26 protein-coding genes and 1 pseudogene are annotated in these 26,769 nt (G+C 71.2%); 20 read left to right on the top strand and 7 right to left on the bottom strand.

Annotation, left to right across the window (positions count from 1 at the left end; translation table 11 throughout):
* The first annotated feature begins 152 nt into the window (after nt 1-152).
* From alr to ABZO29_RS18510, 4 genes are all read left to right on the top strand, one after another.
* The gene (gene alr / locus ABZO29_RS18525; RefSeq protein ID WP_367321320.1) at nt 153-1,331 is read left to right on the top strand and encodes an alanine racemase; all 1,179 of its coding nucleotides are present in this window, start codon (nt 153-155) and stop codon (nt 1,329-1,331) included.
* A 105-nt stretch (nt 1,332-1,436) separates the two neighbouring features.
* Nucleotides 1,437-2,675 (top strand): alpha/beta fold hydrolase, encoded by a 1,239-nt coding sequence (locus tag ABZO29_RS18520; protein ID WP_367321319.1) that lies wholly within the window; start codon nt 1,437-1,439, stop codon nt 2,673-2,675.
* On the top strand, nt 2,641-3,153 hold the full coding sequence (gene tsaE, locus ABZO29_RS18515; protein ID WP_367321318.1) for a tRNA (adenosine(37)-N6)-threonylcarbamoyltransferase complex ATPase subunit type 1 TsaE: 513 nt from the start codon (nt 2,641-2,643) through the stop codon (nt 3,151-3,153). The genes ABZO29_RS18520 and tsaE overlap by 35 nt, the downstream gene beginning before the upstream one ends.
* 149 nt (nt 3,154-3,302) lie before the next feature.
* Nucleotides 3,303-3,494 (top strand): hypothetical protein, encoded by a 192-nt coding sequence (locus ABZO29_RS18510; protein WP_367321317.1) that lies wholly within the window; start codon nt 3,303-3,305, stop codon nt 3,492-3,494.
* A gap of 20 nt (nt 3,495-3,514) precedes the next feature.
* Here the strand turns inward: ABZO29_RS18510 and ABZO29_RS18505 are convergent, their stop codons facing one another.
* On the bottom strand, nt 3,515-4,069 hold the full coding sequence (locus ABZO29_RS18505) for a hypothetical protein (RefSeq protein ID WP_367321316.1): 555 nt from the start codon (nt 4,067-4,069) through the stop codon (nt 3,515-3,517).
* 107 nt (nt 4,070-4,176) lie between these two features.
* On the opposite strand from ABZO29_RS18505, the gene tsaB reads away from it, so the two are divergent.
* From tsaB to ABZO29_RS18485, 4 genes are read left to right on the top strand one after another with little or no spacing between them, the layout of a single operon-like run.
* A complete protein-coding gene (tsaB, locus tag ABZO29_RS18500) occupies nt 4,177-4,833 on the top strand; it encodes a tRNA (adenosine(37)-N6)-threonylcarbamoyltransferase complex dimerization subunit type 1 TsaB (RefSeq protein WP_367321315.1) in 657 nt (218 codons plus the stop codon).
* An 11-nt stretch (nt 4,834-4,844) separates the two neighbouring features.
* Nucleotides 4,845-5,339 carry a ribosomal protein S18-alanine N-acetyltransferase gene (gene rimI, locus ABZO29_RS18495; protein WP_367326175.1) on the top strand — a complete coding sequence of 165 codons (495 nt, stop codon included), beginning with the start codon at nt 4,845-4,847 and terminating at the stop codon, nt 5,337-5,339.
* Nucleotides 5,332-6,447, top strand: a complete 1,116-nt coding sequence (gene tsaD / locus ABZO29_RS18490) for a tRNA (adenosine(37)-N6)-threonylcarbamoyltransferase complex transferase subunit TsaD (protein WP_367321314.1) — start codon at nt 5,332-5,334, stop codon at nt 6,445-6,447. The genes rimI and tsaD overlap by 8 nt, the downstream gene beginning before the upstream one ends.
* Complete coding sequence (locus ABZO29_RS18485) at nt 6,444-6,701, top strand: hypothetical protein (protein WP_367321313.1); 258 nt, start codon at nt 6,444-6,446, stop codon at nt 6,699-6,701. The genes tsaD and ABZO29_RS18485 overlap by 4 nt, the downstream gene beginning before the upstream one ends.
* 81 nt (nt 6,702-6,782) lie before the next feature.
* On the opposite strand, the gene ABZO29_RS18480 is transcribed toward ABZO29_RS18485, so the two are convergent.
* Complete coding sequence (locus ABZO29_RS18480) at nt 6,783-9,092, bottom strand: glycoside hydrolase family 3 N-terminal domain-containing protein (RefSeq protein ID WP_367321312.1); 2,310 nt, start codon at nt 9,090-9,092, stop codon at nt 6,783-6,785.
* A gap of 118 nt (nt 9,093-9,210) precedes the next feature.
* Between ABZO29_RS18480 and ABZO29_RS18475 the strand changes: the two genes are divergently transcribed.
* From ABZO29_RS18475 to ABZO29_RS18455, 5 genes are all read left to right on the top strand, one after another.
* Nucleotides 9,211-10,266: a LacI family DNA-binding transcriptional regulator gene (locus ABZO29_RS18475; protein WP_367321311.1), complete on the top strand. Its 1,056-nt coding sequence runs from the start codon at nt 9,211-9,213 to the stop codon at nt 10,264-10,266.
* Nucleotides 10,267-10,348: 82 nt separating this feature from the next.
* The gene (locus ABZO29_RS18470; RefSeq protein ID WP_367321310.1) at nt 10,349-11,734 is read left to right on the top strand and encodes an endo-1,4-beta-xylanase; all 1,386 of its coding nucleotides are present in this window, start codon (nt 10,349-10,351) and stop codon (nt 11,732-11,734) included.
* An 83-nt stretch (nt 11,735-11,817) separates the two neighbouring features.
* Nucleotides 11,818-12,867 carry an LCP family protein gene (locus ABZO29_RS18465; protein WP_367321309.1) on the top strand — a complete coding sequence of 350 codons (1,050 nt, stop codon included), beginning with the start codon at nt 11,818-11,820 and terminating at the stop codon, nt 12,865-12,867.
* Nucleotides 12,868-12,991: 124 nt separating this feature from the next.
* A complete protein-coding gene (locus tag ABZO29_RS18460; RefSeq protein WP_367321308.1) occupies nt 12,992-13,348 on the top strand; it encodes a YciI family protein in 357 nt (118 codons plus the stop codon).
* A gap of 43 nt (nt 13,349-13,391) precedes the next feature.
* Entirely contained in the window at nt 13,392-14,651 is a 1,260-nt protein-coding gene (locus ABZO29_RS18455) for an RNA polymerase sigma factor (protein ID WP_367321307.1), read from the top strand.
* A 657-nt stretch (nt 14,652-15,308) separates the two neighbouring features.
* Here ABZO29_RS18455 and ABZO29_RS18450 read toward each other — a convergent pair.
* Nucleotides 15,309-16,586: a class I SAM-dependent methyltransferase gene (locus ABZO29_RS18450; RefSeq protein ID WP_367321306.1), complete on the bottom strand. Its 1,278-nt coding sequence runs from the start codon at nt 16,584-16,586 to the stop codon at nt 15,309-15,311.
* Between the two features lie 15 nt (nt 16,587-16,601).
* On the opposite strand from ABZO29_RS18450, the gene ABZO29_RS18445 reads away from it, so the two are divergent.
* The 4 genes from ABZO29_RS18445 to groL all read left to right on the top strand — a co-directional run bounded on the left by ABZO29_RS18445 (nt 16,602) and on the right by groL (nt 20,704).
* Entirely contained in the window at nt 16,602-17,507 is a 906-nt protein-coding gene (locus ABZO29_RS18445; RefSeq protein WP_367321305.1) for a polysaccharide deacetylase family protein, read from the top strand.
* Nucleotides 17,504-18,325, top strand: coding sequence for a polysaccharide deacetylase family protein (locus ABZO29_RS18440; RefSeq protein WP_367321304.1), 822 nt, complete (start codon nt 17,504-17,506; stop codon nt 18,323-18,325). The genes ABZO29_RS18445 and ABZO29_RS18440 overlap by 4 nt, the downstream gene beginning before the upstream one ends.
* Nucleotides 18,326-18,653: 328 nt before the next feature.
* Nucleotides 18,654-18,962: a co-chaperone GroES gene (groES, locus tag ABZO29_RS18435; RefSeq protein WP_055493212.1), complete on the top strand. Its 309-nt coding sequence runs from the start codon at nt 18,654-18,656 to the stop codon at nt 18,960-18,962.
* Between the two features lie 116 nt (nt 18,963-19,078).
* Complete coding sequence (groL, locus tag ABZO29_RS18430; protein ID WP_367321303.1) at nt 19,079-20,704, top strand: chaperonin GroEL; 1,626 nt, start codon at nt 19,079-19,081, stop codon at nt 20,702-20,704.
* Nucleotides 20,705-20,767: 63 nt separating this feature from the next.
* On the opposite strand, the gene ABZO29_RS18425 is transcribed toward groL, so the two are convergent.
* The 3 genes and pseudogenes from ABZO29_RS18425 to ABZO29_RS18415 form a co-directional block, all read right to left on the bottom strand.
* Nucleotides 20,768-21,475 (bottom strand): ester cyclase, encoded by a 708-nt coding sequence (locus ABZO29_RS18425; RefSeq protein ID WP_367321302.1) that lies wholly within the window; start codon nt 21,473-21,475, stop codon nt 20,768-20,770.
* A 304-nt stretch (nt 21,476-21,779) separates the two neighbouring features.
* Nucleotides 21,780-22,553 carry an SDR family NAD(P)-dependent oxidoreductase gene (locus tag ABZO29_RS18420; RefSeq protein ID WP_367321301.1) on the bottom strand — a complete coding sequence of 258 codons (774 nt, stop codon included), beginning with the start codon at nt 22,551-22,553 and terminating at the stop codon, nt 21,780-21,782.
* Nucleotides 22,554-22,651: 98 nt separating this feature from the next.
* Nucleotides 22,652-23,316 (bottom strand): annotated as a pseudogene (locus ABZO29_RS18415) (MOSC domain-containing protein).
* An 80-nt stretch (nt 23,317-23,396) separates the two neighbouring features.
* Here ABZO29_RS18415 and ABZO29_RS18410 point away from each other — a divergent pair.
* The gene (locus ABZO29_RS18410; RefSeq protein ID WP_367321300.1) at nt 23,397-24,299 is read left to right on the top strand and encodes a LysR family transcriptional regulator; all 903 of its coding nucleotides are present in this window, start codon (nt 23,397-23,399) and stop codon (nt 24,297-24,299) included.
* A 61-nt stretch (nt 24,300-24,360) separates the two neighbouring features.
* Here ABZO29_RS18410 and ABZO29_RS18405 read toward each other — a convergent pair whose 3' ends face one another.
* Nucleotides 24,361-24,690, bottom strand: a complete 330-nt coding sequence (locus ABZO29_RS18405) for a WhiB family transcriptional regulator (protein ID WP_367321299.1) — start codon at nt 24,688-24,690, stop codon at nt 24,361-24,363.
* Between the two features lie 380 nt (nt 24,691-25,070).
* Between ABZO29_RS18405 and ABZO29_RS18400 the strand changes: the two genes are divergently transcribed.
* The gene (locus ABZO29_RS18400) at nt 25,071-25,682 is read left to right on the top strand and encodes a response regulator transcription factor (protein ID WP_003948568.1); all 612 of its coding nucleotides are present in this window, start codon (nt 25,071-25,073) and stop codon (nt 25,680-25,682) included.
* A gap of 372 nt (nt 25,683-26,054) precedes the next feature.
* Nucleotides 26,055-26,642, top strand: a complete 588-nt coding sequence (locus ABZO29_RS18395) for a sigma-70 family RNA polymerase sigma factor (RefSeq protein WP_367321298.1) — start codon at nt 26,055-26,057, stop codon at nt 26,640-26,642.
* Nucleotides 26,643-26,769: the final 127 nt, after the last annotated feature.

Here is a 26,769-nt window from a genome sequence, read left to right as displayed (position 1 = left end):
GCGGGATGGGTGGGGGCCGGCAGTGGCTCGTTGGTCTTGCCGGCCTGCGCCGCCAGAGCCCCAATTTGGTCCCGAATTGTCCTGATTCGCCGTTTCTAAAGGTGCTGGCGGACCCCTGGGCTGTCCGACCCCTCTGAGACACTGGGGACGCCATGACTGAGAAAGCACCCTTGCCGACCGCGTCCCTGCGGGCCCGCGCCGAGATCGATCTGGCCGCCCTGCGGGCCAATGTGCGGACCCTGCGTGCCCTCGCCCCGGGTGCGGCCCTGATGGCCGTCGTCAAGTCGGACGGGTATGGGCACGGGGCGATTCCGTGTGCCCGTGCGGCCGTGCAGGCGGGTGCCACCTGGCTCGGCACGGCCACGCCCGAGGAGGCCCTCGCGCTGCGTGAGCGGGGCGGGCTGCCGCCGGGCGTGCGGATCATGTGCTGGCTGTGGACGCCCGGCGGGCCCTGGCGGCAGGCCGTCGAGGCCGACCTCGACGTGTCCGTGAGCGGGATGTGGGCCCTGGAGGAAGTCCGGGAGGCGGCCAGGACCGCCGGCCGGGTCGCCCGCGTACAGCTCAAGGCCGACACCGGGCTCGGGCGCAACGGCTGCCAGCCGGGGGAGGACTGGGCCGAGCTCGTCACCGAGGCCCTGCGGGCGGAGCGTGCGGGGCTCGTCCGGGTCACCGGGCTGTGGTCGCACTTCGCGTGCGCCGACGAACCCGGGCATCCCTCCATCGCCGCGCAACTCGTCCGCTTCCGGGAGATGCTCGCGTACGCGGAAGGGCAGGGCCTGCGGCCGGAGGTGCGCCACATCGCCAACTCGCCCGCCACGCTGACCCTTCCCGAGGCCCACTTCGACCTCGTACGGACCGGTATCGCGCTGTACGGCATCTCGCCCAGCCCCGAGATCGGCACCCCGGCCGACTTCGGCCTGCGCCCGGTGATGACGCTGGCGGCGTCGGTGGCGCTGGTGAAGCGCGTGCCGGGCGGACACGGGGTCAGTTACGGGCATCGGTACGTCACTCCGGGCGAGACGACCCTCGGCCTGATCCCGGTCGGTTACGCGGACGGCATTCCGCGGCACGCCTCGGGCAGCGGCCCGGTCCTCGTCGACGGCAAGTGGCGGACGGTGGCCGGACGGGTCGCCATGGACCAGTTCGTCGTCGACCTCGGGGGGGACGAGCCCCGGGCCGGCGCGGAGGCCGTACTCTTCGGCCCCGGCGACCGCGGCGAACCGACCGCCGAGGACTGGGCGCAGGCGGCGGGCACCATCGCGTACGAAATCGTCACCCGGATCGGAACGCGCGTTCCCCGCGTCTATGTGAATGAGGAACAGGACGCGTGATCCGGGGTAATCCCCAGGAAGCAGAGCACCTGTAGGACAGGACATCTGTACGACCTGGCACTCGTAGTACGGCAACACCCCCAACCCAGCGAAGAGGAGCGGTACGTGAGCGAGAGCAGCGTGGAGGCCGTCGCGGCCGTCGCCTCCGCCACGGGGGCGGCAGCCGGCAACTGGCGCAGGGCGACCGGCATCGCGGGCGCCGCGATAGGCGTCGTCGCCGCGGGCGCGGCCGCCGGTGTGGCCATAGAGCGGATGACGGTCGGCCGGGGGATGCGGCGCAAGGCACGCCTCGCCCTCGACTCGGCCGGACCGTACGGCGGCCTGCGCGGCACCCCCGGCAAGGCGTACGCCGACGACGGCACCGAGCTGTACTACGAGGTCGACGACGTCGAGCCGGAGGGGGGACTCGCACCGCGCCGACGACGGCTCTTCGGGCGCAAGGCGCCGCTCCCCGTCACCGTCGTCTTCAGCCACGGCTACTGCCTCAGCCAGGACTCCTGGCACTTCCAGCGGGCGGCGCTGCGGGGCGTCGTACGGACCGTGCACTGGGACCAGCGCAGCCACGGGCGGTCCGGGCGTGGGGTGGCGCAGGTCCAGGACGACATGCCCGTCACCATCGACCAGTTGGGGCGCGACCTGAAGGCCGTCATAGACGCCGCCGCACCGGACGGGCCGCTCGTGCTCGTCGGGCACTCCATGGGCGGGATGACCGTCATGGCGCTGGCCGCGCTGTATCCGGAGCTGATCCGCGACCGGGTCGTCGGCACCGCCTTCGTCGGTACGTCGCCGGGCCGGCTCGGCGAGGTCAACTTCGGGCTGCCCGTCGCGGGCGTCAACGCGGTGCGGCGCGTACTCCCCGGAGTGCTGAAGGCCCTTGGCCAGCAGGCCGCCCTCGTGGAGAAGGGGCGCCGGGCGACCGCCGACCTGTTCGCCGGCATCATCAAGCGGTACTCCTTCGCCTCCCGGGACGTCGACCCCGCCGTCGCCCGGTTCGCCGAGCGGATGATCGAGGGCACACCGATCGACGTGGTCGCCGAGTTCTATCCGGCCTTCACCGACCACGACAAGACGGAGGCCCTCGCCTGCTTCACCGACATGCCGGTCCTGGTGCTGGCCGGCATCGGGGACCTGGTCACCCCCAGCGAGCACAGCGAGGCGATCGCCGACCTGCTGCCGGACGCCGAGCTGGTGCTCGTCCCGGACGCCGGGCACCTGGTGATGCTGGAACACCCGGAAGTGGTCACCGACCGCCTCGCCGACCTCCTCACCCGTGCGGGTGCCGTGCCCGCAGGGGCTAACGTGAGTGGCTATGGAACCACCAGCAGCACCGCACAGCCCGGCTGACATCGAGCTGACCGTCACCTCGCCCGACCAGATGCGCGAGCTGGGCCGCCGCCTGGCCAAGCTGCTGCGCGCCGGCGACCTCGTGATGCTCAGCGGGGAGCTCGGCGCGGGCAAGACGACGCTGACCCGCGGGCTCGGCGAGGGCCTCGGTGTCCGTGGCGCTGTCACCTCCCCGACCTTCGTGATCGCCCGTGTGCACCCCTCCCTGGGCGGCGGCCCGCCGCTCGTGCACGTCGACGCGTACCGGCTCTCCGGCGGCCTGGACGAGATGGAGGACCTCGACCTCGACGTCTCGCTGCCCGAGTCCGTGATCGTCGTGGAGTGGGGCGAGGGCAAGGTGGAGGAGCTGACCGAAGAGCGGCTGCAGGTCGTCATCCACCGGGCCGTGGGAGACACGACCGACGAAGTGCGGCACGTGACCGTGTCGGGGCTCGGGGAGCGCTGGGCGTCGGTCGACCTGACGGTGCTCGCGGCCTGAGCGCGCCCCCCTGCGGGGCCGGTCCGCTGAACATTCCGACAAGACGTCGGCAAAATGTTGCGTTCGACGTCTTGCACGTGGTCACATGGTATCCAGTCCGTAGTTAGGTCTACCTAACTACGCCCGCCCCCGAACCTCAGGAGGCGTCCATGTCGGCTACGGAGAGCGCTTCGTCCCGCACGGCGCAGGGGCGGCCGCGCGTGCTCGCCGGGGTGTCCATGCACGACCTGCTGGCCTCGTGCGCCGCGGCGACGGCGATCTCCACGCCGCCGCGCGAGCCCGATCCCGAGACGAGGACCGAGCCGGCAGGGCGGCCCACGGAGCACCGGGAAGCCGCCTAGGGTCCGTCCGGCGGACGCCGCTAGGGGATCACGACCACCTTGTGGCCGATCCTCGCGAAGTCCCACATGGCGTCGCCGTCCGCGCGTGACTCCCGGATGCCGCCCGTCTTCACCGCCGGGTCGGTCACCTGCTCCATGGAGCCGTCCACCGCCGCGCTGAAGCCGACGGTCACCCCCTTGACGCCGGCGAAACGCACGACGTGCTCGACGGGGCTGCCGTCGGTACCGGTGACGGAGCCCGATCGGGACGTGACGCGGTACGTGCCCGGGGCCGGATCCACACTGCCGGGGGTCACCGGGAACGTCCGTTTGACCTTCCTGTCCGCCCCGACGAGCCACACCCGGTCGTCGCCCAGCGAGTACACGACCCGTACGCCCGTACCGGAGTCACCGGGCAGCGCGGTGCGGTTCCCGGTCTCCCGGGATGCCTTCTTCGGTGCCGCGGGAGTGGCGCCCGAGTGCCCTTCCCCCAGCTCCGCGGGTGCACTCGCCGACGCCTGGTAGGCGAGGAACCCGACCGTCGCGAGGGCCGCCGCGGTGAGCCCGGCCACGAAAGTCGAGCTGTTGCCTGCCACCGGCGTCCACCTCTTCGTCGTACGTCGTGATCGGGGCGACCGTAGCAGTAGGTGACCGTCCGACCGGGGCGTCCGACACGGGCCGCGAGGAGCCGTAGGCTGTTTGCGTGCTCTTGCTCGCTCTGGATACCGCCACCCCCGCCGTCACCGTCGCGCTGCACGACGGCACGCACGTCATCGCCTCGTCCAGCCAGGTGGACGCGCGCCGGCACGGCGAGCTGCTGCTGCCGGCCGTGGACCGCGTGCTCGCCCAGGCCGGACTCAAGCTCGACGCCGTCACCGGCATCGTCGTCGGCATCGGACCCGGCCCCTACACCGGGCTGCGGGTCGGGCTGATGACCGCCGACACCTTCGGGCTCGCGCTGGGCGTTCCCGTGCACGGCGTGTGCACGCTCGACGGCCTGGCCTACGCCTCCGACATCGGGACGGGCCCCTTCGTCGTGGCGACCGACGCCCGGCGCAAGGAGGTCTACTGGGCGCGGTACGCCGACTCCCGCACGCGGATCTCCGGCCCCGCCGTCGACCGGCCCGCGGACATCGCCGACCAGGTGGCGGGGCTCCCGGCCGTCGGCGCGGGCGCGCTGCTCTACCCCGACACCTTCCAGAACGTCCACGAGCCGGAGCACGTGTCCGCCGCCGCGCTCGCCTCGCTGGCCGCCGAGAAACTGGCGGCCGGCGAGGAGCTTCCGGCGCCCCGGCCGTTGTACCTGCGCCGGCCCGACGCCCAGGTCCCCAAGAACTACAAGGTGGTCACCCCCAAGTGACCGAGACGACCATGACCCCGCGACTGCGCGAGATGCGCTGGTGGGACATCGACCCCGTGCTCGAGCTGGAGAAGGACCTCTTCCCCGAGGACGCCTGGTCGCGGGGCATGTTCTGGTCCGAGCTCGCGCATGCCCGCGGGCCGGAGGCCACACGCCGTTATGTCGTGGCGGAGGACGCCGGCCGGATCGTGGGGTACGCGGGCCTGGCCGCTTCCGGCGACCTTGCCGACATCCAGACGATTGCCGTGGACCGCGCCCACTGGGGCACGGGGCTCGGCGGACGCCTGCTCACCGAACTCCTCCGCGCGGCCACCGCCTTCGAGTGCGCCGAGGTCATGCTCGAGTGCCGGATCGACAACATCCCGGCGCAGAAGCTCTACGAGCGCTTCGGCTTCGAAGCCATCGGTTTCAGACGCGGCTACTACCAGCCGGGGAACGTGGACGCCCTGGTGATGCGACTGACCGACCCGTCAACCTCCGTACAAGGAACCGAGATCCATGGCTGACTCGCGGGACGAACCACTCGTCCTCGGCATCGAGACCTCCTGCGACGAGACCGGCGTCGGCGTCGTCCGCGGTACCACCCTGCTGGCCGACGCCGTCGCGTCCAGCGTCGACGAGCACGCCCGCTTCGGCGGGGTCGTGCCGGAGGTCGCCTCCCGGGCGCATCTCGAGGCGATGGTGCCGACGATCGACCGCGCGCTGAAGGAGGCGGGGGTGAGCGCCCGCGACCTCGACGGGATCGCGGTGACCGCGGGACCCGGCCTCGCCGGCGCCCTGCTGGTCGGCGTCTCGGCGGCGAAGGCGTACGCGTACGCACTGGGCAAGCCGCTGTACGGCGTCAACCACCTCGCCTCCCACATCTGCGTGGACCAGCTGGAGCACGGGGCGCTGCCGGAGCCGACCATGGCCCTGCTGGTCTCCGGCGGGCACAGCTCCCTGCTGCTCTCCACGGACATCACGTCGGACGTCCGCCCGCTCGGCGCGACGATCGACGACGCGGCGGGCGAGGCCTTCGACAAGATCGCACGGGTCCTGAACCTGGGCTTCCCGGGCGGCCCGGTCATCGACCGCTACGCACGCGAGGGCGACCCGGACGCGATCCCGTTCCCGCGCGGCCTGACCGGCCCGCGCGACCCGGCGTACGACTTCTCGTTCTCCGGCCTGAAGACGGCGGTCGCCCGCTGGATCGAGGCCAGGCGCGCGGCGGGCGAGGAGGTCCCGGTGCGTGATGTCGCGGCCTCCTTCCAGGAGGCGGTCGTGGACGTGCTCACCCGCAAGGCCGTGCGGGCCTGCAAGGACGAGGGCGTCGACCACCTCATGATCGGCGGCGGTGTGGCCGCCAACTCCCGTCTGCGGGCGCTCGCGCAGAGCCGCTGCGAGACGGCGGGGATCGAACTCCGGGTGCCCCGCCCGAAGCTGTGCACGGACAACGGGGCGATGGTGGCGGCGCTGGGCGCGGAGATGGTGGCCCGCGGCCGGGCCGCGTCCTCCTGGGACCTGTCGGCGGACTCGTCGCTGCCGGTGACGGATCCTCATGTGCCGGGGAATTCCGCGCACGGCCCCGGCCACGATCATGTGCACGAGGTCAGCAAGGAGAACCTGTACTCGTGACGGTCGCGCTGATGTGGGAGGCGCGGGCGGTGGCCGGGCGGGGGGAGGACCTGCTCGCGTGGGTACGGGCGCAGGAGCTGGCCGCCGAGCCCCTGCGCCGGGAGACGTTCCGCGCGCCCCAGAACCGGGTGCTGGTCGTCACGTGGTGGGATGCGGAGTACGACGCGGAGCTGCCGGAACTGCCCGAGCCCGCTCCCGACTTGGTCACGCGAGCCGTCCACCGCTGGCGGTTCGAGTCGGTGGGGAGGAGCTGAGCGGGTTGGGCGGCGGGTGACCTCGCCTGTGCCGAACGGCGCGACGACTCCTGGCCCGAGAGGAGGCGCGGACGGAGGCGGTCACGACACCTCCGTCTCGCACCGCAGCCGCCGCAACGGGCCCAGGGTCCGTACCGCCCCGGTCACCGTCAGCCGCGCCACATGCCGCACCTCCGCACTCGACACCCCCAACCGCAGCTCCAGCAGCCCTGGTTCGACGACCCGCCGGCCTCGCCGGTCCGTGAACGCCGACAGATCCGCATGGAAGCGGAACGTCACCCGGCGTGCCTCACCCGGCGCCAGCTCCACCCGCCGGTAGCCGATCAGCCGTACGTCCGGTCGTGTCACCGACGCCACCGGGTCGTGCAGATACAGCTGCACGACCTCCGCCCCCGCCCGCTCACCCGCGTTCCGCACGGTCACCGACACGTCGTACGAGCCGTCCGTGGCGATCTCGGTTTCCCCGGCGCCCGTGAAGTCCTCCCAGACGAACCTCGTGTACGACCTCCCGTGCCCGAACGCGTAGAGCGGCGTCGGATCCAGATTGCTGACCTCGCCCGCCAGCCCCAGCGGCGGCTGCAGGTACGTCCACGGCTGACCCCCCGGCACCCGCGGCACGCTCACCGGCAACCGCCCAGACGGGTTCACCCGGCCCGACAGCACGCCGGCCACCGCCGGGCCGCCCTCCTCCCCGGGGAAGAACGCCTGGACCGCCGCCCCCAGCCGCCCGTGCCAGCGGCCCAGCGCGTACGGGCGGCCGGTCAGCAGGACCAGGACCACCGGGACGCCCGTGGCGACCAGCGCGTCCAGCAACTCGCCCTGCACCCCGGGCAGCCGAAGGTCCGCCACATCGCAGCCCTCGCCGCTGGTGCCCCGGCCGAACAGGCCCGCCCGGTCGCCCAGGACCGCCACGCACACGTCCGCCTCCGACGCCCGCGCCACCGCCTCCTCGAAGCCCGCGGTGTCCGGGTCGGACACCCCGCAGCCCTCCGCGAACGTCACCTTCGCGTCCGGGAGTTCGGCGCGCAGGGCCTCCAGCACCGTGGGGATCTCGATGCCCATCGGCACCTCGGGGTGGTGCGTGAGGACGTGGGACGGGAAGGAGTAGCAGCCGAGCATCGCGAGTGCGTCCGCCGCCCTCGGGCCCACCACCGCCATCCGCGTGTCGGGGGCCAGCGGGAGCAGGCCGTCGGGGTTGTCCAGCAGGACCACCGACTCCTCCGCGAGGCGGCGGGCCAGGGCGCGGTTCGCCGTCGAGTCCAGGTCGACCGACTCCGGGAGCCCCGGCTCCCAGTCCTCGTCGAGCAGGCCCAGCTCGCACTTCTGCAGCAGGACCCTGCGGGCCGCCCGGTCCAGCAGCTCGGTGGGGACCACGCCTTCCCGGACCGCCGACACCAGCGACTCGCCGTAGCACTTGAGGGTGGGCAGTTCCACGTCGATGCCCGCCGCCAGCGCCAGGTGTGCCGCCTCCGTGGGGGTTCCGGCCACCCGGTGCAGGGTCTCGAGGAAGCCGATGCCGAAGTAGTCCGCGACCACCGTGCCCGTGAAACCCCACTCCTCCCGCAGGAGTTCGGTCAGCAGGGACGGGTCCGCCGACGCCGGAACCCCGTCCGTCTCCGTGTACGCCGCCATCACCGAGCGCGCCCCGCCCTCGCGCAGCGCCATCTCGAACGGGGGGAGCGTCACGTCGGCGAACTCGCGGATCCCGGCCCGGACGGGGGCGAGGTTGCGGGCGCCCGCCGAGGACGCGTACCCGGCGAAGTGTTTGAGCGTGGCGACGACCCCGGCCGACTCCAGGCCGCGGACGTACGCCGTGCCGATCGTGCCGACGAGGTACGGGTCCTCGCCGATCGTCTCCTCCACCCGGCCCCAGCGCGGATCCCGTACGACGTCCAGGACGGGCGCCAGACCCTGGTGGACACCGACCGAGCGCAGGTCGCGGCCGATGTGCCGGGCCATGTCCTCGACCAGGGGCGGGTCGAAGGTCGCACCCCAGGCCAGCGGAACGGGGTACGCCGTGGCCCGCCAGGCCGTGAAACCGGCCAGGCACTCCTCGTGGGCGACCGCCGGGATGCCGAAGCGGCCGGCCTCCATGATGCGGCGCTGGGCGCGGGACAACGCCTGCGCGCCCAACGCCGGGTCCACGGGGCCCGTGCCGAAGATCCGCGTCAGCTGACCGAGCCCCCGGGTGATCAGCTCGTCCCAGTCGCTGCCGGAGGGGTCGGCGGTCATGTCGTGCTGGTGCGGGGCGACTCCCTCGCCGTCCGTCTCGGCGCCCACCCACACCCCGTACAGCTGGGCGGTCTTCTCCTCGAGGGTCATCCGGGAGAGGAGGTCGTCGACGCGGGCGGCAGCGGGCAGGGAGGGGTCACGCCAGGGGGCGGTGATCATGAGACTCCTGTCGGATGGACGATCTCACGAATGTTTCGAAGCTAATTCCGAATGTTCCGGGAACCTATGGTGTGGGAAGGGGTTCGTCAAGAGGCCCTGCAGGGATACGATCGCCGCCATGACAGCCCCGGAGCCCGCTGAAACCCAGACGACAGGGCATTCGACCCAGACCGCGACGCTCGCGGAGATCGCCCGCGAGGCCGGCGTCTCGGCGCCGACTGTTTCGAAGGTCCTCAACGGCCGCGCCGATGTCGCCCCGGCGACCCGGACCCGCGTCGAGGAACTGCTGCGTGCCCACGGCTATCGGCGCCGCCGGGCCGAGGCGACCCGCTCGCCCCTGATCGACCTGGTCTTCCACGAACTCGAGAGCGCCTGGGCGATGGAGGTCATCCGGGGCGTGGAGAACGTGGCCCGCGACGCCGGGCTGAGCGTGGTGCTGAGCGAGAGCGCCGGCCGGCTCACGCCCGGGCGGACCTGGGCCGACCAGGTCGCAGCCCGCCGCCCGCACGGCGTGATCCTCGTGCTGTCCGGTCTCGACGAGTCCCAGCGGGCGCTGCTCACCAGCAGGTCCATCCCGTTCGTGGTGATGGACCCGGCCGGCGATCCGGGCGCCGACGTGCCGTCCATCGGGGCCACCAACTGGCAGGGCGGGCTCGCCGCCACCCGGCATCTGGTCGAGCTGGGGCACGAGCGGATCGGGGCCATCAGCGGGCCCCCGCCCATGATGTGCAGCAGGGCGCGGATCGACGGCTACCGGGCGGCCCTGGAGACCGCCGGGCTGCCGGTCGATCCGGAGCTGGTCAGGACCGGTGACTTCCATCACGAGGCGGGCTACCGGCTCGGCCGCGAGCTGCTTGCCCTGCCGGACCGGCCCACCGCCGTCTTCGCCGGCAACGACCTCCAGGCGCTCGGCCTGTACGAGGCCGCCCGCGAGATGGGACTGCGCATCCCGGAGGACCTCAGCGTGGTCGGGTTCGACGACCTTCCGGTGGCGCGCTGGGTGGGGCCGCCGCTGACGACCGTACGGCAGCCGCTGATGGAGATGGCCGAGGCCGCGGCCCGGTTGGTGCTGGAGCTGGGGCGTGGGGAGGGGGCGCCGACGGCGACCCGGGTGGAGCTGGCGACGAGTCTGGTGGTGCGGAGCAGCACCGGGGCGCCGTTGGCCGGAAGTTGACGTATTGACGGGTGTGGCGGGCGCCTCCACACTCCTCCGAAGTCAATCGGTTGCAATACCGAAACTTTCGGAGGCACCCGCAATGAGAACCTCCAGATTCTCGAGAACCTCCAGACTCCCCTTACGGACACGCCTGGTCGCGCTCTTCGCCGGGTTCACCACCGTAGGCGCCCTGCTCGCCGCCGGCACGACGACCGCGCACGCCGCCGACACGCCCCTCCGCGACCTCGCTGCCGCCAAGGGCAAGGTCATCGGCACGGCGGTCACCGGCTCCAAGCTGACCGGGACGTACGGCGACATCGCCGGCGGGCAGTTCAACTCGCTCACCCCGGGCAACGCCATGAAGTGGGGCTCGGTCGAGCCGACCCAGGGGAACTTCAACTGGGCAGAGGCCGACCAGATCGTCGCCTTCGCGCAGGCCCACAACCAGCAGGTGCGCGGCCACACCCTGGTGTGGCACAGCCAGAACCCGAGTTGGCTCACCAACGGCAGCTGGACGTCCGCCCAGCTCAGCAGCCTGCTGCAGAACCACATCAACACCGAGGTCACGCGCTACAAGGGCAAGATCGCCGCCTGGGACGTCGTCAACGAGCCCTTCAACGAGGACGGCACCTACCGTTCGACCCTCTGGTACAACGGCCTCGGCGCCGACTACATCGCGAACGCCCTGACCTGGGCCCGGGCCGCCGATCCGGCCGCCAAGCTCTACATCAACGACTACAACGTCGAGGGCGTCAACGCGAAGAGCACCGCCCTGTACAACCTGGTCAAGTCCCTGAAGGAGCGGGGAGTTCCGATCGACGGAGTGGGCCTGCAGGCGCACCTGATCCTCGGCCAGGTCCCCGCCACCCTGCAGCAGAACATGCAGCGCTTCGCCGACCTGGGCGTGGACGTGGCGATCACAGAGCTGGACATCCGGATGCAACTCCCGTCGGACAGCAACAAACTGGCCCAGCAGGCGGCCGACTACAAGTCGGTCGTGGCCGCGTGCGTCGCCTTGACACGCTGCGTCAACATCACCGTCTGGGGCTTCACCGACTCCGACTCCTGGATCCCGAGCACCTTCCCCGGCCAGGGGGCGGCGACGCCGTACGACGAGAACTACGCGCCGAAACCGGTTTACTACGCGATCGCGGAGGCACTCGGCGGCGGTACGACGACACCGCCTCCGACGGGCGCGTGCACGGCGGCGTACAGCATCGCGAACCAGTGGAACACCGGCTTCACCGGACAGGTGAGGATCTCCTGCTCCGGGGCCTCCCTCACGTCCTGGAAGGTCAGCTGGACGTACGGAGCGGGCCAGCAGATCACGCAGGCCTGGAACGCGACGTGCAGCCAGTCGGGCGCGGCGGTGACGTGCCTGAACGCCTCGTACAACGGGACGGTCGCGGACGGCGGGTCGGTGACCTTCGGGTTCACCGGGTCGTGGAGCGGGAGCAATCCGGTGCCCACGGTGACACTGGGCTGAGAATCATGGGATTTCCTCAAGAAATCCGGCTCGGCTCCCCACTCCTAACAGTCTCCTAATAATTCGGACCTACGTTCCTCCCCGTGACGCGACACGAGGAGCGGGACGAAGCCGGCGGAAGAGTGGGCCGGCGGTCGAAAGTGCTGAAGGCCGCCGGCCTCACTCTGGCTGCCGTCCTGGTGCTGGGCGTCGGGACGGCGGGCTGGGCCTACTGGCACCTCAACGACAACATCAAGAGCGTCGACATCGACAACGCGCTCGGCGGCGACCGCCCCGCCAAGTCGGTGACGACACCGTCTCCTTCGGCCTCGGCCTCCCGGCTGCCGACCGAGGCCCTGAACATCCTGGTGCTGGGCTCCGACTCGCGCAGCGGCAAGGAGAACCAGGAGCTCGGCGGCGGCGACAGTTCGGGCGCCCGCTCCGACACGGCGATGGTCGTGCACATCGACGCGGGCCGCACGACGGCCACCGTGGTGAGCATTCCGCGCGACACCCTGGTCACCCGGCCGTCCTGTCCGCTGTCGTCCGGGGGGTCGACGGCGGTGGCGTACAACTCGATGTTCAACAGCGCGTACTCGGTGGGCGGGCCGGTCTGCGCGGTGAAGACCGTCGAGTCCGTCACCGGGGTCCGTATGGACCACTACATCGAGATCGACTTCTCGGGCTTCGCGAAGCTCGTCGACGCGCTCGGCGGGGTCACCGTCACCACCGACGAGGACATCGACGACGACGACAGCCACCTGCACCTCGCGGCCGGCACCCACCATCTGAACGGCGAGCAGGCCCTCGCCCTCGCCCGCACCCGGCACGGCATCGGCGACGGCAGCGACCTCGGCCGGATAGGCCTGCAGCAGAAGCTCGTGAAGGCCCTGCTGGAACAGATCGCGTCGACCGACCTGCTGACCGACCCCGCCGGGCTCTACGAGGTCGCCGACACGATCACCGGGAGCCTGACCACGGACACGGGCCTCGACTCGCTGAGCGAGCTGATGAGCCTCGGCCAGAGCCTGAAGGGCCTCTCGGCGGAGAACGTGACGACGGTGACGATGCCGGTGGTGACGGCCCCGTCGGACCCCAACCGGGTGGTGGCGAAGGAGCCGGCGGCGAGCGAGCTGTGGGAGTCGCTGAAGTAGCGGCCGGACAGCGGCGGAAAAATCTTCGAGGAAATCCGGCGAGGCTGTCGATCCCGGTGACCGCCGTTCGACGCATGGTTGAAAGCCCGGGAAGAACCCGGCCGATCCGACCTGAGGAGACACCATGCCCCGCTACCTGTCGCTCGTGCAGATCGACGAGAGCACCATGCCCGCCGAGGGCCCCAGCCCCGAGCTGATGCAACGGATGGGAGAGCTCATCGAGGAGGTCACGAAGGCCGGCGTCATGCTCGACACCGGCGGGCTGACCCCGTCCGTCCAGGGCACGCGGGTGCACTGGGAGGGCGGGAAGATCTCCGTCACCGACGGGCCCTTCACCGAGTCCAAGGAGGTCGTCGGCGGCTACGCGATCATGCAGTGCAAGGACAAGGCCGAGGCCCTCGAGTGGACCAAGCGGTTCCTGAAGGTGCACGAGGAGTACTGGACGGTGACCTGCGAGGTGCGGGAGATCGCCGAGGGCTGAGCGTCCTTGGCCCGCAGCCGCGTCGGGTGTTCGATGGTGGGTTGTGACACCGCAGCCCACCGTCGACCCGCGCGACACCGTCGAGACCGTCTTCCGGATCGAGTCCCCGCGCGTCGTCGCCGCCGTCGCCCGCATCGTCCGCGACCTCGGCATCGCCGAGGAGCTGGCGCAGGACGCGCTGGTCGCCGCCCTGGAGCAGTGGCCCCGGGACGGCGTGCCCGACAACCCGGGCGCCTGGCTGACGGCCACCGCCAGGCACCGCGCCGTCGACCTGATCCGCCGCCGGGAGAACTACGCCCGCAAGCTGCAGGAGATCGGCCGCGACCTGGAGACGACGGCACCTCCGGAGGAGCCTTCCGACCCCGACGACATCGACGACGATCTGCTCCGCCTGGTCTTCACGACCTGCCACCCGGTGCTGTCCCCCGAGGCCCGCATCGCCCTCACCCTGCGCCTCCTCGGCGGCCTGACCACCCCCGAGATCGCCCGCGCCTTCCTCGTCCCCGAGGCGACGGTGGCCCAGCGCATCGTGCGGGCGAAGAGGACCCTGGCGACGAAGAACGTCGCCTTCGAGGTGCCGTACGGCCCCGACCGCGAGGCTCGTCTCGGCTCGGTCCTGGACGTCATCTACCTGATCTTCAACGAGGGGTACGCCGCCACGGCGGGCGACGACTGGCTGCGCCCGTCCCTGTGCGAGGACGCGCTGCGGCTGGCCCGCCAGTTGTCCGCCCTGATGCCCAAGGAACCGGAGGTCCACGCCCTGACCTCCCTCCTGGAGTTCCAGGCGTCCCGCACGGCCGCCCGCACCGGGCCCGACGGCGAACCGGTCCTCCTCAAGGACCAGAACCGCCGCCGCTGGAACCGCATGCTCATCGCCCGCGGCATCAGAGCCCTCGGCCGCGCCGACGCCACCGCCACCGGCGCCCCCGGCCCGTACGCCCTCCAGGCCGCCATCGCCGCCTGCCACGCGCACGCGTACACCTACGAGGAGACCGACTGGAAGAGCATCGCGGCCCTGTACACCCTGCTCGCCGCCCGCACCCCGTCCCCGGTCGTCGAACTCAACCGAGCGGTCGCCGTGTCGATGGCCGAGGGCCCGGCCAAGGCCCTGGAGATCGTCGAGATCCTCTCCACCGAACCGGCCCTGCACGACTACCACTTGCTTCCCAGCGTCCGCGGCGACCTGCTACTGCGCCTCGGCCGCACAGCGGAGGCGAGGGCGGAGTTCGAACGCGCGGCGACGCTCACGCGGAACGAACGGGAGCGCGAACTGCTGCTGCGGAGAGCGGCGGAGACGTCCTGATCGGACGGGGCGTGCGCGTCCCGCTTGGGCGGGTGTTCGGCTTGGCCGGGTGCCCGTCTCGGGCCGGGCGTGAGCCGGCAGGGCGCCGTTCTCGGGGGCGGTGCCCGTCTCGGGTGCGCGTCTCGCTCGGAGGAGGCGCCCGTCTCGGTCGGATGCCCGACTCAGAGGGCCCGCCCCGGTTCGGAGGGGCACCCGGTTCGGAGGGGCACCCGGTTCGGCGTGGTGCCCGTCTCGGCGTGGTGCCCGTCTCGGAGGGGTGCCCGTGTCGGGTGGGGCGCATGGCTCCGGCAGGGTGCCTGTCTCGGTCGGGTGCCCGACTCAGAGGGCACGGCCTGGTTCGGAGGAAGTGCCTGTCTCGCAGGGGTGCCTGTGTCGGGTGGGGCGCATGGCTCCGGCAGGGTGCCTGTCTCGGTCGGGTGCCCGACTCAGAGGGCACGGCCTGGTTCGGAGGAAGTGCCTGTCTCGGGAGGGGTGCCCGTCTCGGGCAGGGCGCATGACTTCGGCAGGGTGCCCGTTTCGGTCGGGTGCCCGTCTCGGAGGTACGCCCTGGTTCGGCGGGGTGCCCGTCTCGGAGGGGTGCCTGTGTCGGGAGGGGTGCCTGTGTCGGGTGGGGCGCATGACTCCGGCAGGGTGCCCGACTCGGGCCGGGTGCCCGACTCAGGCGGGACGGCCGACCAGCATCGTCGGCGCCCCCGCCACCCGGGTCAGGAACACCGTCGCCGAATGGGGGCCGTGTGTCTTGGGGAGTACCTTTCGCCGCAGTTCCTCCGGCTCGACCGCCGACCCGCGCTTCTTCACGGTCAGGACCCCGACCTCGCGCTCCCGCAACAGCGCCTTCAACTTCTTGACGTTGAAGGGGAGTCGGTCGGTGATCTCGTAGGCCGAGGCGTACGGCGTAGGGTGCAGCTCGTCCGCCGTGACGTACGCGATGGTGGCGTCGACCAGCCCGCCGTCGACGCGGTCCGCCACCTCCGCGACCAGATGCGCGCGGATGACTGCGCCGTCGGGCTCGTACAAGTACCGTCCCACGGGCCGGACCTCGGGGTCGGGCAGGCCGCGGGAGAGCAGGCTGCGCGGCCCGGGCAGCAGGGTGGCCCGTACGGCACCCGCCTCGGTCCCGAACCACAGCACAGCCTCCTTGACGTCCCCGCCGTCCGAGATCCACTCGGCCTCGGCGCCGTCGGGAACGGCCTCGTGCGGGATGCCGGGAGCGACCTTCAGAGCGGCGCGGGGAGCCTTCGCGGCGGCCTGGACGGCCCACGACAGGGGCGGCGAGTACGCCTCCGGATCGAAGATGCGGCCGTGGCCGCCCCGCCGCGCCGGATCCACGAACACGGCGTCGTACGAGGACGTGTCCACCTCCGCGACATCCGCCTCCCGCACCTCGATGAGATCACCGAGCCCGAGCGCGTCCGCGTTCGCGCGCGCCACGGCCGCCGTCAGCGGGTCGCGGTCCACGGCCAGGACCCGGATCCCGGCGCGGGCGAACGCGATCGCGTCACCGCCGATCCCGCAGCACAGGTCGGCGACGGAGGCCACGCCGAGATCCCTGAACCGCCCCGCCCGGTACGTCGCCACGCTCGTCCGCGTCGACTGCTCGACCCCGTGAGGCGTGAAGAACATCCGCCCGGCGTCCTCGGCCGGGAACTTCGCCGCCGCCCGCTGCCGCAACCGCGCCTGGCCGAGCGCCGCCGACACGAGCTCCGCGGGATGCTCGCGACGCAGCCGGGTGGCGACGGCGAGTTCGTCGGCCGGGTTCGTGTCACGGACCTCATCGAGGAGGGCGCGGCCTTCGGGAGTGCGGAGGGCGTCGAGCTCGTTCTTCACCGGTTCATTGTCGGCCAGTCGGTGGATCGTGTGCTCCCGGTGGCGGTGTCGGGCCGGCTTCCGGGTGGTGGGCTGGGAGGATCCGGCACCATGCGAGTCGTAGTACAAAATGACAAAAATTGGATGCGTCGGCGCGCGGGGACCCGCGCCGGCGCAGCTGCGCTCGCCGCCGCGGCCATCGCCTCCGGCTGTGTGCAGGGCGGTACGGCCGACGGCCCCGACGGCCACCCCGCGCCAGGCCAGGAGGCCCACCAGGCCCCCGCCGCCCGAGCCCTCGACTCCTACGCGGCGAAACTGCGCGCCGGCCACGCCGCCCGCACGCTCGCCACCAAGCGCTGGGGCCTTAAGAAGGTCCCCCTCACCGCCCCGCCGCCCCCGGCGAGCAAGCCGAGGATCACCACCCGCAAGGGCTTCGAGGTCGACGACCACGAGGAACTCGGCCTGCCGCCCGTCTTCACCACGATCCCCACCGGACAGCGGATCGTCTTCCTCACCGTCGACGACGGTGCCGAGAAGGATCGCACGTTCCTGCGGATGATGAGCGAACTGAAGGTGCCGTACACCGCCTTCCTCAGCGACTACCTGGTCAAGGAGGACTACGGCTACTTCGCGAAGATGCAGGCCGGCGGAGTCACCCTGAACAACCACACCCTCCACCACCCCTCCCTGCGGGGCCTGCCGTACGCCCGCCAGAAACGCGAGATCTGCGGCATGCAGGACGTGATCGGCCGGCACTACGGCAAGCGCCCGACCGTCTTCCGCCCTCCCTACGGCAGCTACGACCAGGACACCCTGCGCGCCGCGAAGAGCTGTGGCATCAGGTACGTCCCGCTCTGGGACGAGGAGGTCTTCGTCGACCACTGGGACTACCGCGAGGGGGACCGGGACCTGCACCCGGGCGACATCGTCCTCACCCACTTCCGCGGCCCGAACCAGTGGAAGGGCACCATGCCCGACATGGTCCGCCGGTTCCTGAACAAGGTCACGGAGAAGGGATACGCGGTCGCCCGGCTGGAGGACTACCTGTGAGGCCGCGGGCCCTGGTCGCCGCCCTGCTCGCCGCGGCCGTGCTGCTGCCGCTGTCCGGCTGCGCCCAGTCCGTCGACCCGATCGAACGGCTGGGCAAGAAGGCGGCCGAGCGGGTACGACCCCATGACCCGGCCGCACAGCCGCCGTACCGCCACTGGGGCCTCACGGACCCGCTGCCCCGGGCCCCCAAGCCGGCGCCGCGCCCCCTCTTTGGCGCCAAGGGCTCGACCGCTCTCCCGCCCGTCGTCGATCACGTCCCGACCCGCGACAAGGTCGTCTTCCTGACCTACGACGACGGCGCCGAACGCGACCCCCGGTTCGTCGACATGGTCCGCGAACTGCGCCTCCCGGTGAGCATGTTCCTCACGGACAGCGTCGTCGGCCCGGGGTACGGCCACTTCGCGCGCCTGCAGTCGGTAGGCGCGAGCATGCAGAACCACACCCTCGACCACCCCGCCCTGCGCGGCCTGCCCTACGCCGGCCAGCGCGCCGAGATCTGCGGCCAGCAGGACAAACTCCGCGCCCGCTTCGGCCTGCGCCCCCGCCTCTTCCGCCCGCCCTACGGCACCTACGACACGACGACCCTCCACGCGGCCGCCGACTGCGGCATCTCGGCCGTGGTGCTGTGGCGGGCCTCCCTCGAGGAGAACGGCGAACTGACGTTCACGGACGGCGGCGACGGGCTGCGCGCGGGCGACATCGTCGCGGTGGACCCGGACGAGGCGACCGGCCTGACCCTGATCGAACGCACGCGGCGCCTGCTGCGGGAGATCCAGGGACGGGGGCTGACGGTGGGGCGGCTGGAGGACTACCTGTAGGCAATCCCGGCCCGTCGGGTGTTCGAGGCCGAGGCCCGTTCGGGGCCGAAGCGGGGTCTGGGGGCGGCAGCCCCCCCCGGCGACGGCAACCCCGACACCGGGTGCCCTGCACAGAGCGCACGCCGACACGAAAACCCGCGCCGCGCCGCAGGCAATTGGCACTCCGCTTGACCGAGTGCTAACCACAGTCATAGTCTCGGCTCTGGCACTCCCCCCTGGAGAGTGCCAACAACGCGACGGGCAGGTCCGGCACCCGCGACGACGGATCGACCTGGTCGCCACCTCAGACAGTTAACCCCGTGAGATCTCCGAAGGGGGAGGTCGGATCGTGACGACCGCCAGCTCCAAGGTTGCCATCAAGCCGCTCGAGGACCGCATTGTGGTCCAGCCGCTGGACGCCGAGCAGACCACGGCCTCTGGCCTGGTCATTCCGGACACCGCCAAGGAGAAGCCCCAGGAGGGCGTCGTCCTGGCCGTGGGCCCGGGCCGCTTCGAGAACGGCGAGCGCCTTCCGCTCGACGTGAAGACCGGCGACATCGTGCTGTACAGCAAGTACGGCGGCACCGAGGTGAAGTACAACGGCGAGGAGTACCTCGTCCTCTCGGCTCGCGACGTGCTCGCGATCATCGAGAAGTAATTCACCCCGAAGCAATTGCTTTGAGCTGCGCCCCTGGCCCCCGCGACCGAAGAACTGGCCGGGCGCCGGGGGCGCAGTCTCTTTTCACCTAGATTTCCGAGAGGGCTCACGCTCCCATGGCGAAGATCCTGAAGTTCGACGAGGACGCCCGTCGCGCCCTCGAGCGCGGCGTCAACAAGCTGGCCGACACGGTCAAGGTGACGATCGGCCCCAAGGGCCGCAACGTCGTCATCGACAAGAAGTTCGGCGCCCCCACCATCACCAACGACGGCGTCACCATCGCCCGCGAGGTCGAGATCGAGGACCCGTACGAGAACCTCGGCGCCCAGCTGGTGAAGGAGGTGGCGACCAAGACCAACGACATCGCGGGTGACGGCACCACCACCGCCACCGTGCTCGCCCAGGCGCTGGTGCGCGAGGGCCTGAAGAACGTCGCCGCCGGTGCCTCCCCGGCCGCCCTGAAGAAGGGCATCGACGCCGCCGTCGCCGCCATCTCCGAGGACCTGCTCGCGTCGGCCCGCCCGATCGACGAGAAGTCCGACATCGCCGCCGTCGCCGCGCTGTCCGCCCAGGACCAGCAGGTCGGCGAGCTCATCGCCGAGGCGATGGACAAGGTCGGCAAGGACGGTGTCATCACCGTCGAGGAGTCCAACACCTTCGGCCTGGAGCTGGACTTCACCGAGGGCATGGCCTTCGACAAGGGCTACCTGTCGCCGTACTTCGTGACGGACCAGGAGCGCATGGAGGCCGTCCTGGAGGACCCCTACATCCTCATCAACCAGGGCAAGATCTCCTCCATCGCCGACCTGCTGCCGCTGCTGGAGAAGGTCATCCAGACCAACTCCTCCAAGCCGCTGCTGATCATCGCCGAGGACCTCGAGGGCGAGGCCCTGTCCACCCTCGTCGTGAACAAGATCCGCGGCACCTTCAACGCGGTCGCCGTCAAGGCGCCGGGCTTCGGTGACCGCCGCAAGGCGATGCTGCAGGACATGGCCGTCCTCACCGGCGCCACCGTCATCTCCGAGGAGGTCGGCCTCAAGCTCGACCAGGTCGGCATCGACGTGCTCGGCTCCGCCCGCCGTGTCACCGTCACCAAGGACGACACCACGATCGTCGACGGCGCCGGCGACTCCGCCGACGTACAGGGTCGCGTCGCGCAGATCAAGGCCGAGATCGAGAACACGGACTCCGACTGGGACCGCGAGAAGCTCCAGGAGCGCCTCGCGAAGCTGGCCGGCGGCGTGTGCGTGATCAAGGTCGGCGCCGCCACCGAGGTGGAGCTGAAGGAGAAGAAGCACCGTCTGGAGGACGCCATCTCCGCGACCCGCGCCGCGGTCGAGGAGGGCATCGTCTCCGGTGGTGGCTCCGCGCTGGTCCACGCCGCCAAGGTCCTGGAGGGCGGTCTCGACAAGACCGGCGACGAGGCCACCGGTGTCGCCGTCGTCCGCCGCGCCGTCGTCGAGCCGCTGCGCTGGATCGCCGAGAACGCCGGCCTGGAGGGCTACGTCATCACCTCCAAGGTCGCCGAGCTCGAGAAGGGCCAGGGCTTCAACGCCGCCACCGGCGAGTACGCCGACCTGGTCAAGGCCGGCGTCATCGACCCGGTGAAGGTCACCCGCTCCGCCCTGGAGAACGCCGCCTCCATCGCCTCCCTCCTGCTGACGACCGAGACCCTGGTCGTCGAGAAGAAGGAAGAGGAAGAGCCGGCCGCCGGGGGCCACGGCCACGGTCACGCCCACTGACGTGAGTCGCTGAGCCGTACGTGAGGCCCGGCACCCCCTGGGGGTGCCGGGCCTTCGCGCGTCCTACCTCTCCAGCGCGTCCAGCGCCCCGAGCTGCCCCATCAGCCCGAGCCGGTCGTACTGCCACCAGCCCTCGGCGATCTTCCCGTCCAGGGCACAGCGATGAATGGTCGTCCCGGTCATCGAGACCTGCTTCCCACTGGCCGGAATGCCCATGAACTCGCCCTTGTGGGTGGCGTTCCAGGTCCAACGCGTGCACACCCGGTCGCCCTGGGCGAGCTGGTCCTCGACGGTGAACGAGAAGTCGAAGCCGCTGCGCCACATCTCCATCTCGCGCCGTATCGCGTCCATGCCGATGGCGTCCTGCACGTTGGACGGATCGTGGTCGTGGTAGTCCTCGGTGATCAGGTCGTCGAGCGCGGGCAGCCGGCCCTTCGTGGCCAGCGTCTCGAAGAACCGCCGGGCGTTGGCCGCGTACAACTGCTCGTCCCGCACGACGTCCAGATCGGTGAACGTCGGTGTCTCGTCGCACAGGGCGACCAGCTCCTGGAAGATCCGGTCGGTCTCCGGGAGGTTCGAGTTCCGCATCGCCTCCTCGTACGACGGGAACTCCACGATCTCGATGACGTGGGACGCGTCGGACCTGTCCTTGCCGACCACCGTGTGCGTCGCGGTCCGCTTCCCCTTGGTCTGTTCGACCCACGTGTCCATCAGCCGGTTCATCTCGTCGAGCCGACTCGTCTTGCAGTCGATGAGCTGTACGAAGGTCATGACGCCGCCTCCAGGCCCCCCTGGGTGCCGGTTGTGGTCACGCCCATTTTCCCACCGGAGGGCCGACGTCACCTGATCGGAGGACGGTTCACTGCGATGGCGTCGCGCCGAGTGGTGCAGCCGGGGCAGCCCTCGCGACGTCGCAGGTCACGGCGGTGATCGGTCCGGCACCGGGGCGCCGGGCAGAGCGTGCCGTCCCTGACCGGCTCCCGCAGCGGCCCCGAGACCCGGCCCCGTCTGCCGACGACAGGCCATCCGGACCAGTGCAGCCCGCACGGCTGCACCACTCGGCGCGACGCCACCCTCACTGCGGCCCGTACTTCCGCCCGGTCCGGGAGCTGATCCCGCCCAGCAGCGCCCTCGGCGTCACCTTCACCAGCCCCATCAGCGCCTTGTACCGCGGATCGGGGATCGACAGCGACTTGCCCCGCGCCAGATCGTTCAGCGCCGACGCCACCAGCTTGTCCGCGTCCAGCCACATCCAGCCCGGGATGTTGTCCGTCCCCATCCCGGCCCGCTCGTGGAACTCCGTCCGCACGAACCCCGGGCACAGCGCCATCAGCCGCACCCCGCTGCCCGCGAGATCGCGCGCCGCCCCCTGCGTGAACTGCACGACCCACGCCTTGGACGCGCCGTACGTCCCGCGCGGCACGAACGCCGCCACCGAGGCCACATTGACGACTCCGCCGCGCCCTCGCTCCCGCATCACCTCGGTCGCCGCCGAGGTCAGCCGCAGCACCGCCTCGCAGTGCACCTTGAGCATCTTCAGCTCGTCGGCCATCGCCACGTCGAGATAGCGGCCCTTGTTGCCGAAGCCGGCGTTGTTGACCAGCAGGTCGACGGGGTTCTTGCGATTTCCGAGGCGCTCGGCCACCGCCTCGATGCCGTCGTCGGTCGCCAGGTCGGCCGTCAGCACCTCCGCCTCGATGCCGTGCCGGTCGTGCAACTCGGTCGCCTGCTCCCGAAGCCGCTTGGTGTCCCGTGCCACCAGAACCAGGTTGTGCCCGTCCGCCGCGAGCCGCCGCGCGAAGGCGGCACCGATCCCCGCGGTCGATCCCGTAATCAGAGCCGTTGTCATGGCAGAAGGTTAGTGACCCGGAGTATCGGCGTCCGCTCCGTGCACCGGGCCTCCCGACGGTGAAGCCCCGGTGCGCACAGCGTCGTCGTGACCGTGCCTCAGGCCCCGTGCTCTGCCACGTACTTCCGGGCCGCCGCGAGTGACTCCGGATGCAGCGCCTCGCCCGCCGCGAGCAGCCTCGGCAGCAGCGTCCGCTCGAGCGTGACCGCCCGGAACTGCAGGGCGACCGTCACGTCGTGGTCCGGCCGGTGCACGATCTCGGTCGGGTCGCCCGCACGGATCTCACCCGGTTCGATCACCCGCAGGTACGCGCCCGGCGCCCCCTTCGCCGTGAACCGCTTCACCCACTTCTCCTCACCCATGTGGGCCTGGAAGGTGAAGCACGGAATCCGTCCGCAGGTGACCTCGAGGACCACTTCGGGCCCTGTGCGCCACCGCTCACGATCCGCGCGCCGGACACGTCGAGGCCCTGCGTCGTCAGGTTCTCGCCGAACCCGCCGCCCGCCGGCGACCGCCCCAGTTCGCGCTCCCGGTCGTCGAGGTCCTCGCGCGCGACGGCGTACACGGCCTGGTCGCCGCCGTGGTGCTCCCTCCTGCACACCGCGTCCCCGGCCGGCCCGCTCCCCGCGATGCCCTTGGGACCGGGGACCGCCACCCGCACCGGCCCCTCCACCGGCCGCTTGTCGATGCCGGTCACACCCTCGGGGTTGTCCGTGTACGGCACGGGCGTCGCACGGCCCACGTTCACTGACAGAAGCTTCATGGACGGCACGCCAGGGAACCGCCGTCAAAGCGTCGACGCATCATTCGGCGCCGTATCCAAGCAGTGCTTATGCTCGACGTGTGATCGAAGCCCGTCACCTCCGCGTGCTCCGTGCCGTCGCCACCACCGGTTCCTTCTCGGCGGCCGGCCGCGAGCTGGGCTGTACCCAGCCGGCGGTCAGCCAGCAGATGAAGGCCCTGGAGGCGTCGGTGGGAACGCCCCTGCTCGTCCGCAACGGCCGCGAGATGCGCCTGACCCAGGCGGGCGAGGCCCTGGTGCGGCACGCGGCCGGCATCCTCGCCGGGCTCACCGCGGCCGAGGAGGAGGTCGCCGCCATCGCCGGGCTGCGCGCCGGCCGGGTCCGGCTCGTCTCCTTCCCCAGCGGCAGCTCCACCCTCGTACCGACCGCCCTGGCCGCCCTGCGCGCCGCGCACCCCGGCACCCGGGTCTCCCTGGTCGAGGCGGAGCCGCCGCGGTCCGTCGAGATGCTCCGCGAGGGCGAGTGCGACATCGCGCTCGCCTTCCGGTACGAGGGCGCGGCGACCGCCGACGAATGGGACGACCTCGTCGCACGGCCCCTGCTCATGGACCGTCTGGTCGGTCTGGTTCCCGAACGCCACCGGCTCGCGCGCGCGGACTCCGTCTCCATCGGGGAACTCGCCGGAGAGCCCTGGATCGCGGGCTGCCCGCGCTGCCGCGGCCAGTTGGTCGAGGTGTGCGAGGGGGCGGGCTTCACGCCCCGCATCGACTTCGCGACCGACGACTACCCGGCGGTCGTCGGCCTGGTCGGCGCCGGACTCGGTGTCGCGGTGCTGCCCCAGCTCGCGATCGAGTCCGTACGGCCACGGGGCGCACGGACGGTGACACTGGAGCCTGCCGTGCGGCGGGAGATCGTCGCGCTCACCCTGCCCGACCTGGCCCAGGTGCCGGCGGTGGCGGCGACGCTGGAGCAACTGGGACGGGCGGCCCGCCGACAAAAATGAAGGGCACGCATGCGCGTGCCCTTCGCGGTTGTGGAAACGATCTTATTGCAGAAACGTTCCTTCAAGTGTTCGAGGGGGTGTTTCCGCCGGTCGTCGAGGCCGGCACCAGTCGGTTGCGCGCCCGCCCCATGAGTTCCTCGCGCTCGTCCTCGGTCAACCCGCCCCACACGCCGTACGGCTCACGCACCGCCAGCGCGTGCGCCGCGCACTGCGCGCGCACCGGGCATCTCATGCAGACCTCCTTGGCCGAGTTCTCACGAGCACTCCGGGCCGCTCCGCGCTCGCCCTCCGGATGAAAGAAGAGCGAACTGTCCACACCGCGGCAGGCGGCCAGCAGCTGCCAGTCCCACAGGTCCGCGTTCGGTCCGGGAAGGCGGGAGAAATCTGCCATTGTGCGACCCCTTGTAGCCGTTCAGAGCGGATACGGTGTCTACGACCGTACAAGTACGATCTAAGGAGATGAAAATATGACCCATTGCGAATCTAGCCTCAGACATCAGTAAATGGGAAGAAATGGGGCTAAACGGGGCATGGGTTGTGATGAAACGTTGAGGGTCCTGCTGCGCCTGTCTGCACGTGTCCGCCCCCTCACGTAGAGTGCCGAAGACGGCATGTGGCCCCGTAACTCTTTCGAGTGACCGTCGTTGAGAGTGCGGAGGCGGTTGAAACAACAAGAGCTCGGGCAGGCGTCCGAGACGGTCGACCGCACAGGTGACGATACGTACCAGCCTGGAGGCACAAGGTGACGCGCATCAGCTGCGGAGGGCGGCCATGACTTCCGTCCTCGTCTGCGACGACTCCCCGCTTGCCCGAGAGGCGCTCCGCCGCGCGGTCGCGACCGTGCCCGGCGTCGAGCGCGTGACGACGGCGGCCAACGGCGAGGAAGTCCTCCGCCGCTGGGGCGCCGACCGCTCGGACCTCATTCTGATGGACGTGCGCATGCCCGGTCTGGGCGGCGTCGAGACCGTCCGGCGGCTGCTGTCCGCCGACCCCGGTGCGCGCATCATCATGCTCACCGTCGCCGAAGACCTGGACGGCGTCGCGCTCGCGGTCGCCGCCGGCGCCCGCGGCTATCTGCACAAGGACGCCTCGCGCGCCGAACTGCGCGCGACCGTCACGCAGGCCCTCGCCGACCCCACCTGGCGCCTGGCCCCCCGCCGGCTCCGCTCGGCCGAGATGGGCGCCGCGCCCACGCTCACCGCGCGCGAGATCCAGGTCCTGGAGGGCATGAGCCACGGCCGCTCCAACGCGGAGATCGGCCGCGAACTGTTCCTCTCCGAGGACACCGTCAAGACCCACGCCCGGCGGCTGTTCAAGAAGCTCGGCGCCTCGGACCGGGCACACGCCGTGGCGCTCGGCTTCCGGTGGGGCCTCGTGCGCTAGGGCCTGTCCGGCGGATCAGGTCGCGGGGATGCAGCGTCGCCTGTTCAGCGCAGATGGGCGTAGTGCGCCCCGCGTCTGCGGCATGATCCGCCGGACAGGCGCCAGGCCTCACCCTGTGTGTCTCAACGGGGGTTCGGAAACCGCTGCCCACCGCAGGGTGGGCAGGGGCGGCGAAGGGGCCCTGCCGGTGCCCGCTGCTCGTTTCGCCGCGGATGCCGCATCCTTGAGGGTGTGGAGTCTCTCGGGGACGAGTCGGTCGAGCGGAAGGGGAGGGCGCAGGGGATGAGTGCCGGCGCACCTGCTCATAACGCTTCGGTGCACAACCACGATGGCGGTGCCGCGGACCGCACGGCCGCAAGGCACCATGGTCCGATGCGCGACGAGGAGGCGGTGTCTGCCCAAGGGGCGATCGGTGCGCTCGTCCATCGCGCCGTCGACGGGGACGAGCAGGCCACGCACGACCTGCTCGCCCATGTCCACCCGCTGGCGCTGCGTTACTGCCGCACCCGGCTGTCCCGTCTCCCGGGCGACGCCCGGCACTTCGTCGAGGACCTCGCCCAGGAAGTCTGCGTGGCGGTCCTCCTTGCACTGCCCCGCTACCGGGACACCGGCCGCCCCTTCGAGGCCTTCGTCTTCGCCATCGCCTCGCACAAGGTGGCGGACCTGCAACGGGCGGCCATGCGCCACCCGGGGTCCACGGCCGTGCCCTCGGACGAGATGCCCGAGCGTCCCGACGACTCACTGGGCCCCGAGGAGCGGGCCCTGTTGAGCAGCGACGCGGAATGGGCGAAGAAACTGCTGGCCAACCTCCCCGAGAACCAGCGCGAGCTGCTTCTGCTGCGCATCGCGGTGGGCCTCACGGCCGAGGAGACCGGCCAGATGTTGGGAATGTCACCCGGGGCGGTGCGGGTGGCCCAGCACAGGGCGCTGAGCAGGCTGCGCGCCCTGGCCGAACAGTAGGGAAGGACCGCTCGTCGGCCCCTGTTGAACGGGCCCGACATCGGTCCCGTACGAACATACGAAGCCCACGGTCACCCTGAACCGTGGAATGAGAGCACCACGCTTCCCGTTAGCATGGACATCCGCA

It is taken from the genome of Streptomyces sp. HUAS ZL42, assembly GCF_040782645.1.
Taxonomy (GTDB): Bacteria; Actinomycetota; Actinomycetes; order Streptomycetales; family Streptomycetaceae; genus Streptomyces.
This window is presented reverse-complemented; position numbering and strand designations above follow the sequence as displayed.

Bases quoted from the DNA above. Each gene is read 5' to 3' on its own strand.
- alr (WP_367321320.1), top strand. From the start codon at position 153: ATGACTGAGAAAGCACCCTTGCCGACCGCGTCCCTGCGGGCCCGCGCC.
- tsaE (WP_367321318.1), top strand. From the start codon at position 2,641: ATGGAACCACCAGCAGCACCGCACAGCCCGGCTGACATCGAGCTGACC.
- ABZO29_RS18510 (WP_367321317.1), top strand. From the start codon at position 3,303: ATGTCGGCTACGGAGAGCGCTTCGTCCCGCACGGCGCAGGGGCGGCCG.
- rimI (WP_367326175.1), top strand. From the start codon at position 4,845: ATGACCCCGCGACTGCGCGAGATGCGCTGGTGGGACATCGACCCCGTG.
- tsaD (WP_367321314.1), top strand. From the start codon at position 5,332: ATGGCTGACTCGCGGGACGAACCACTCGTCCTCGGCATCGAGACCTCC.
- ABZO29_RS18480 (WP_367321312.1), bottom strand. From the start codon at position 9,092: ATGATCACCGCCCCCTGGCGTGACCCCTCCCTGCCCGCTGCCGCCCGC.
- ABZO29_RS18475 (WP_367321311.1), top strand. From the start codon at position 9,211: ATGACAGCCCCGGAGCCCGCTGAAACCCAGACGACAGGGCATTCGACC.
- ABZO29_RS18470 (WP_367321310.1), top strand. From the start codon at position 10,349: ATGAGAACCTCCAGATTCTCGAGAACCTCCAGACTCCCCTTACGGACA.
- ABZO29_RS18460 (WP_367321308.1), top strand. From the start codon at position 12,992: ATGCCCCGCTACCTGTCGCTCGTGCAGATCGACGAGAGCACCATGCCC.
- ABZO29_RS18445 (WP_367321305.1), top strand. From the start codon at position 16,602: ATGCGTCGGCGCGCGGGGACCCGCGCCGGCGCAGCTGCGCTCGCCGCC.
- groL (WP_367321303.1), top strand. From the start codon at position 19,079: ATGGCGAAGATCCTGAAGTTCGACGAGGACGCCCGTCGCGCCCTCGAG.
- ABZO29_RS18425 (WP_367321302.1), bottom strand. From the start codon at position 21,475: ATGACCTTCGTACAGCTCATCGACTGCAAGACGAGTCGGCTCGACGAG.
- ABZO29_RS18420 (WP_367321301.1), bottom strand. From the start codon at position 22,553: ATGACAACGGCTCTGATTACGGGATCGACCGCGGGGATCGGTGCCGCC.
- ABZO29_RS18405 (WP_367321299.1), bottom strand. From the start codon at position 24,690: ATGGCAGATTTCTCCCGCCTTCCCGGACCGAACGCGGACCTGTGGGAC.
- ABZO29_RS18400 (WP_003948568.1), top strand. From the start codon at position 25,071: ATGACTTCCGTCCTCGTCTGCGACGACTCCCCGCTTGCCCGAGAGGCG.
- ABZO29_RS18395 (WP_367321298.1), top strand. From the start codon at position 26,055: ATGCGCGACGAGGAGGCGGTGTCTGCCCAAGGGGCGATCGGTGCGCTC.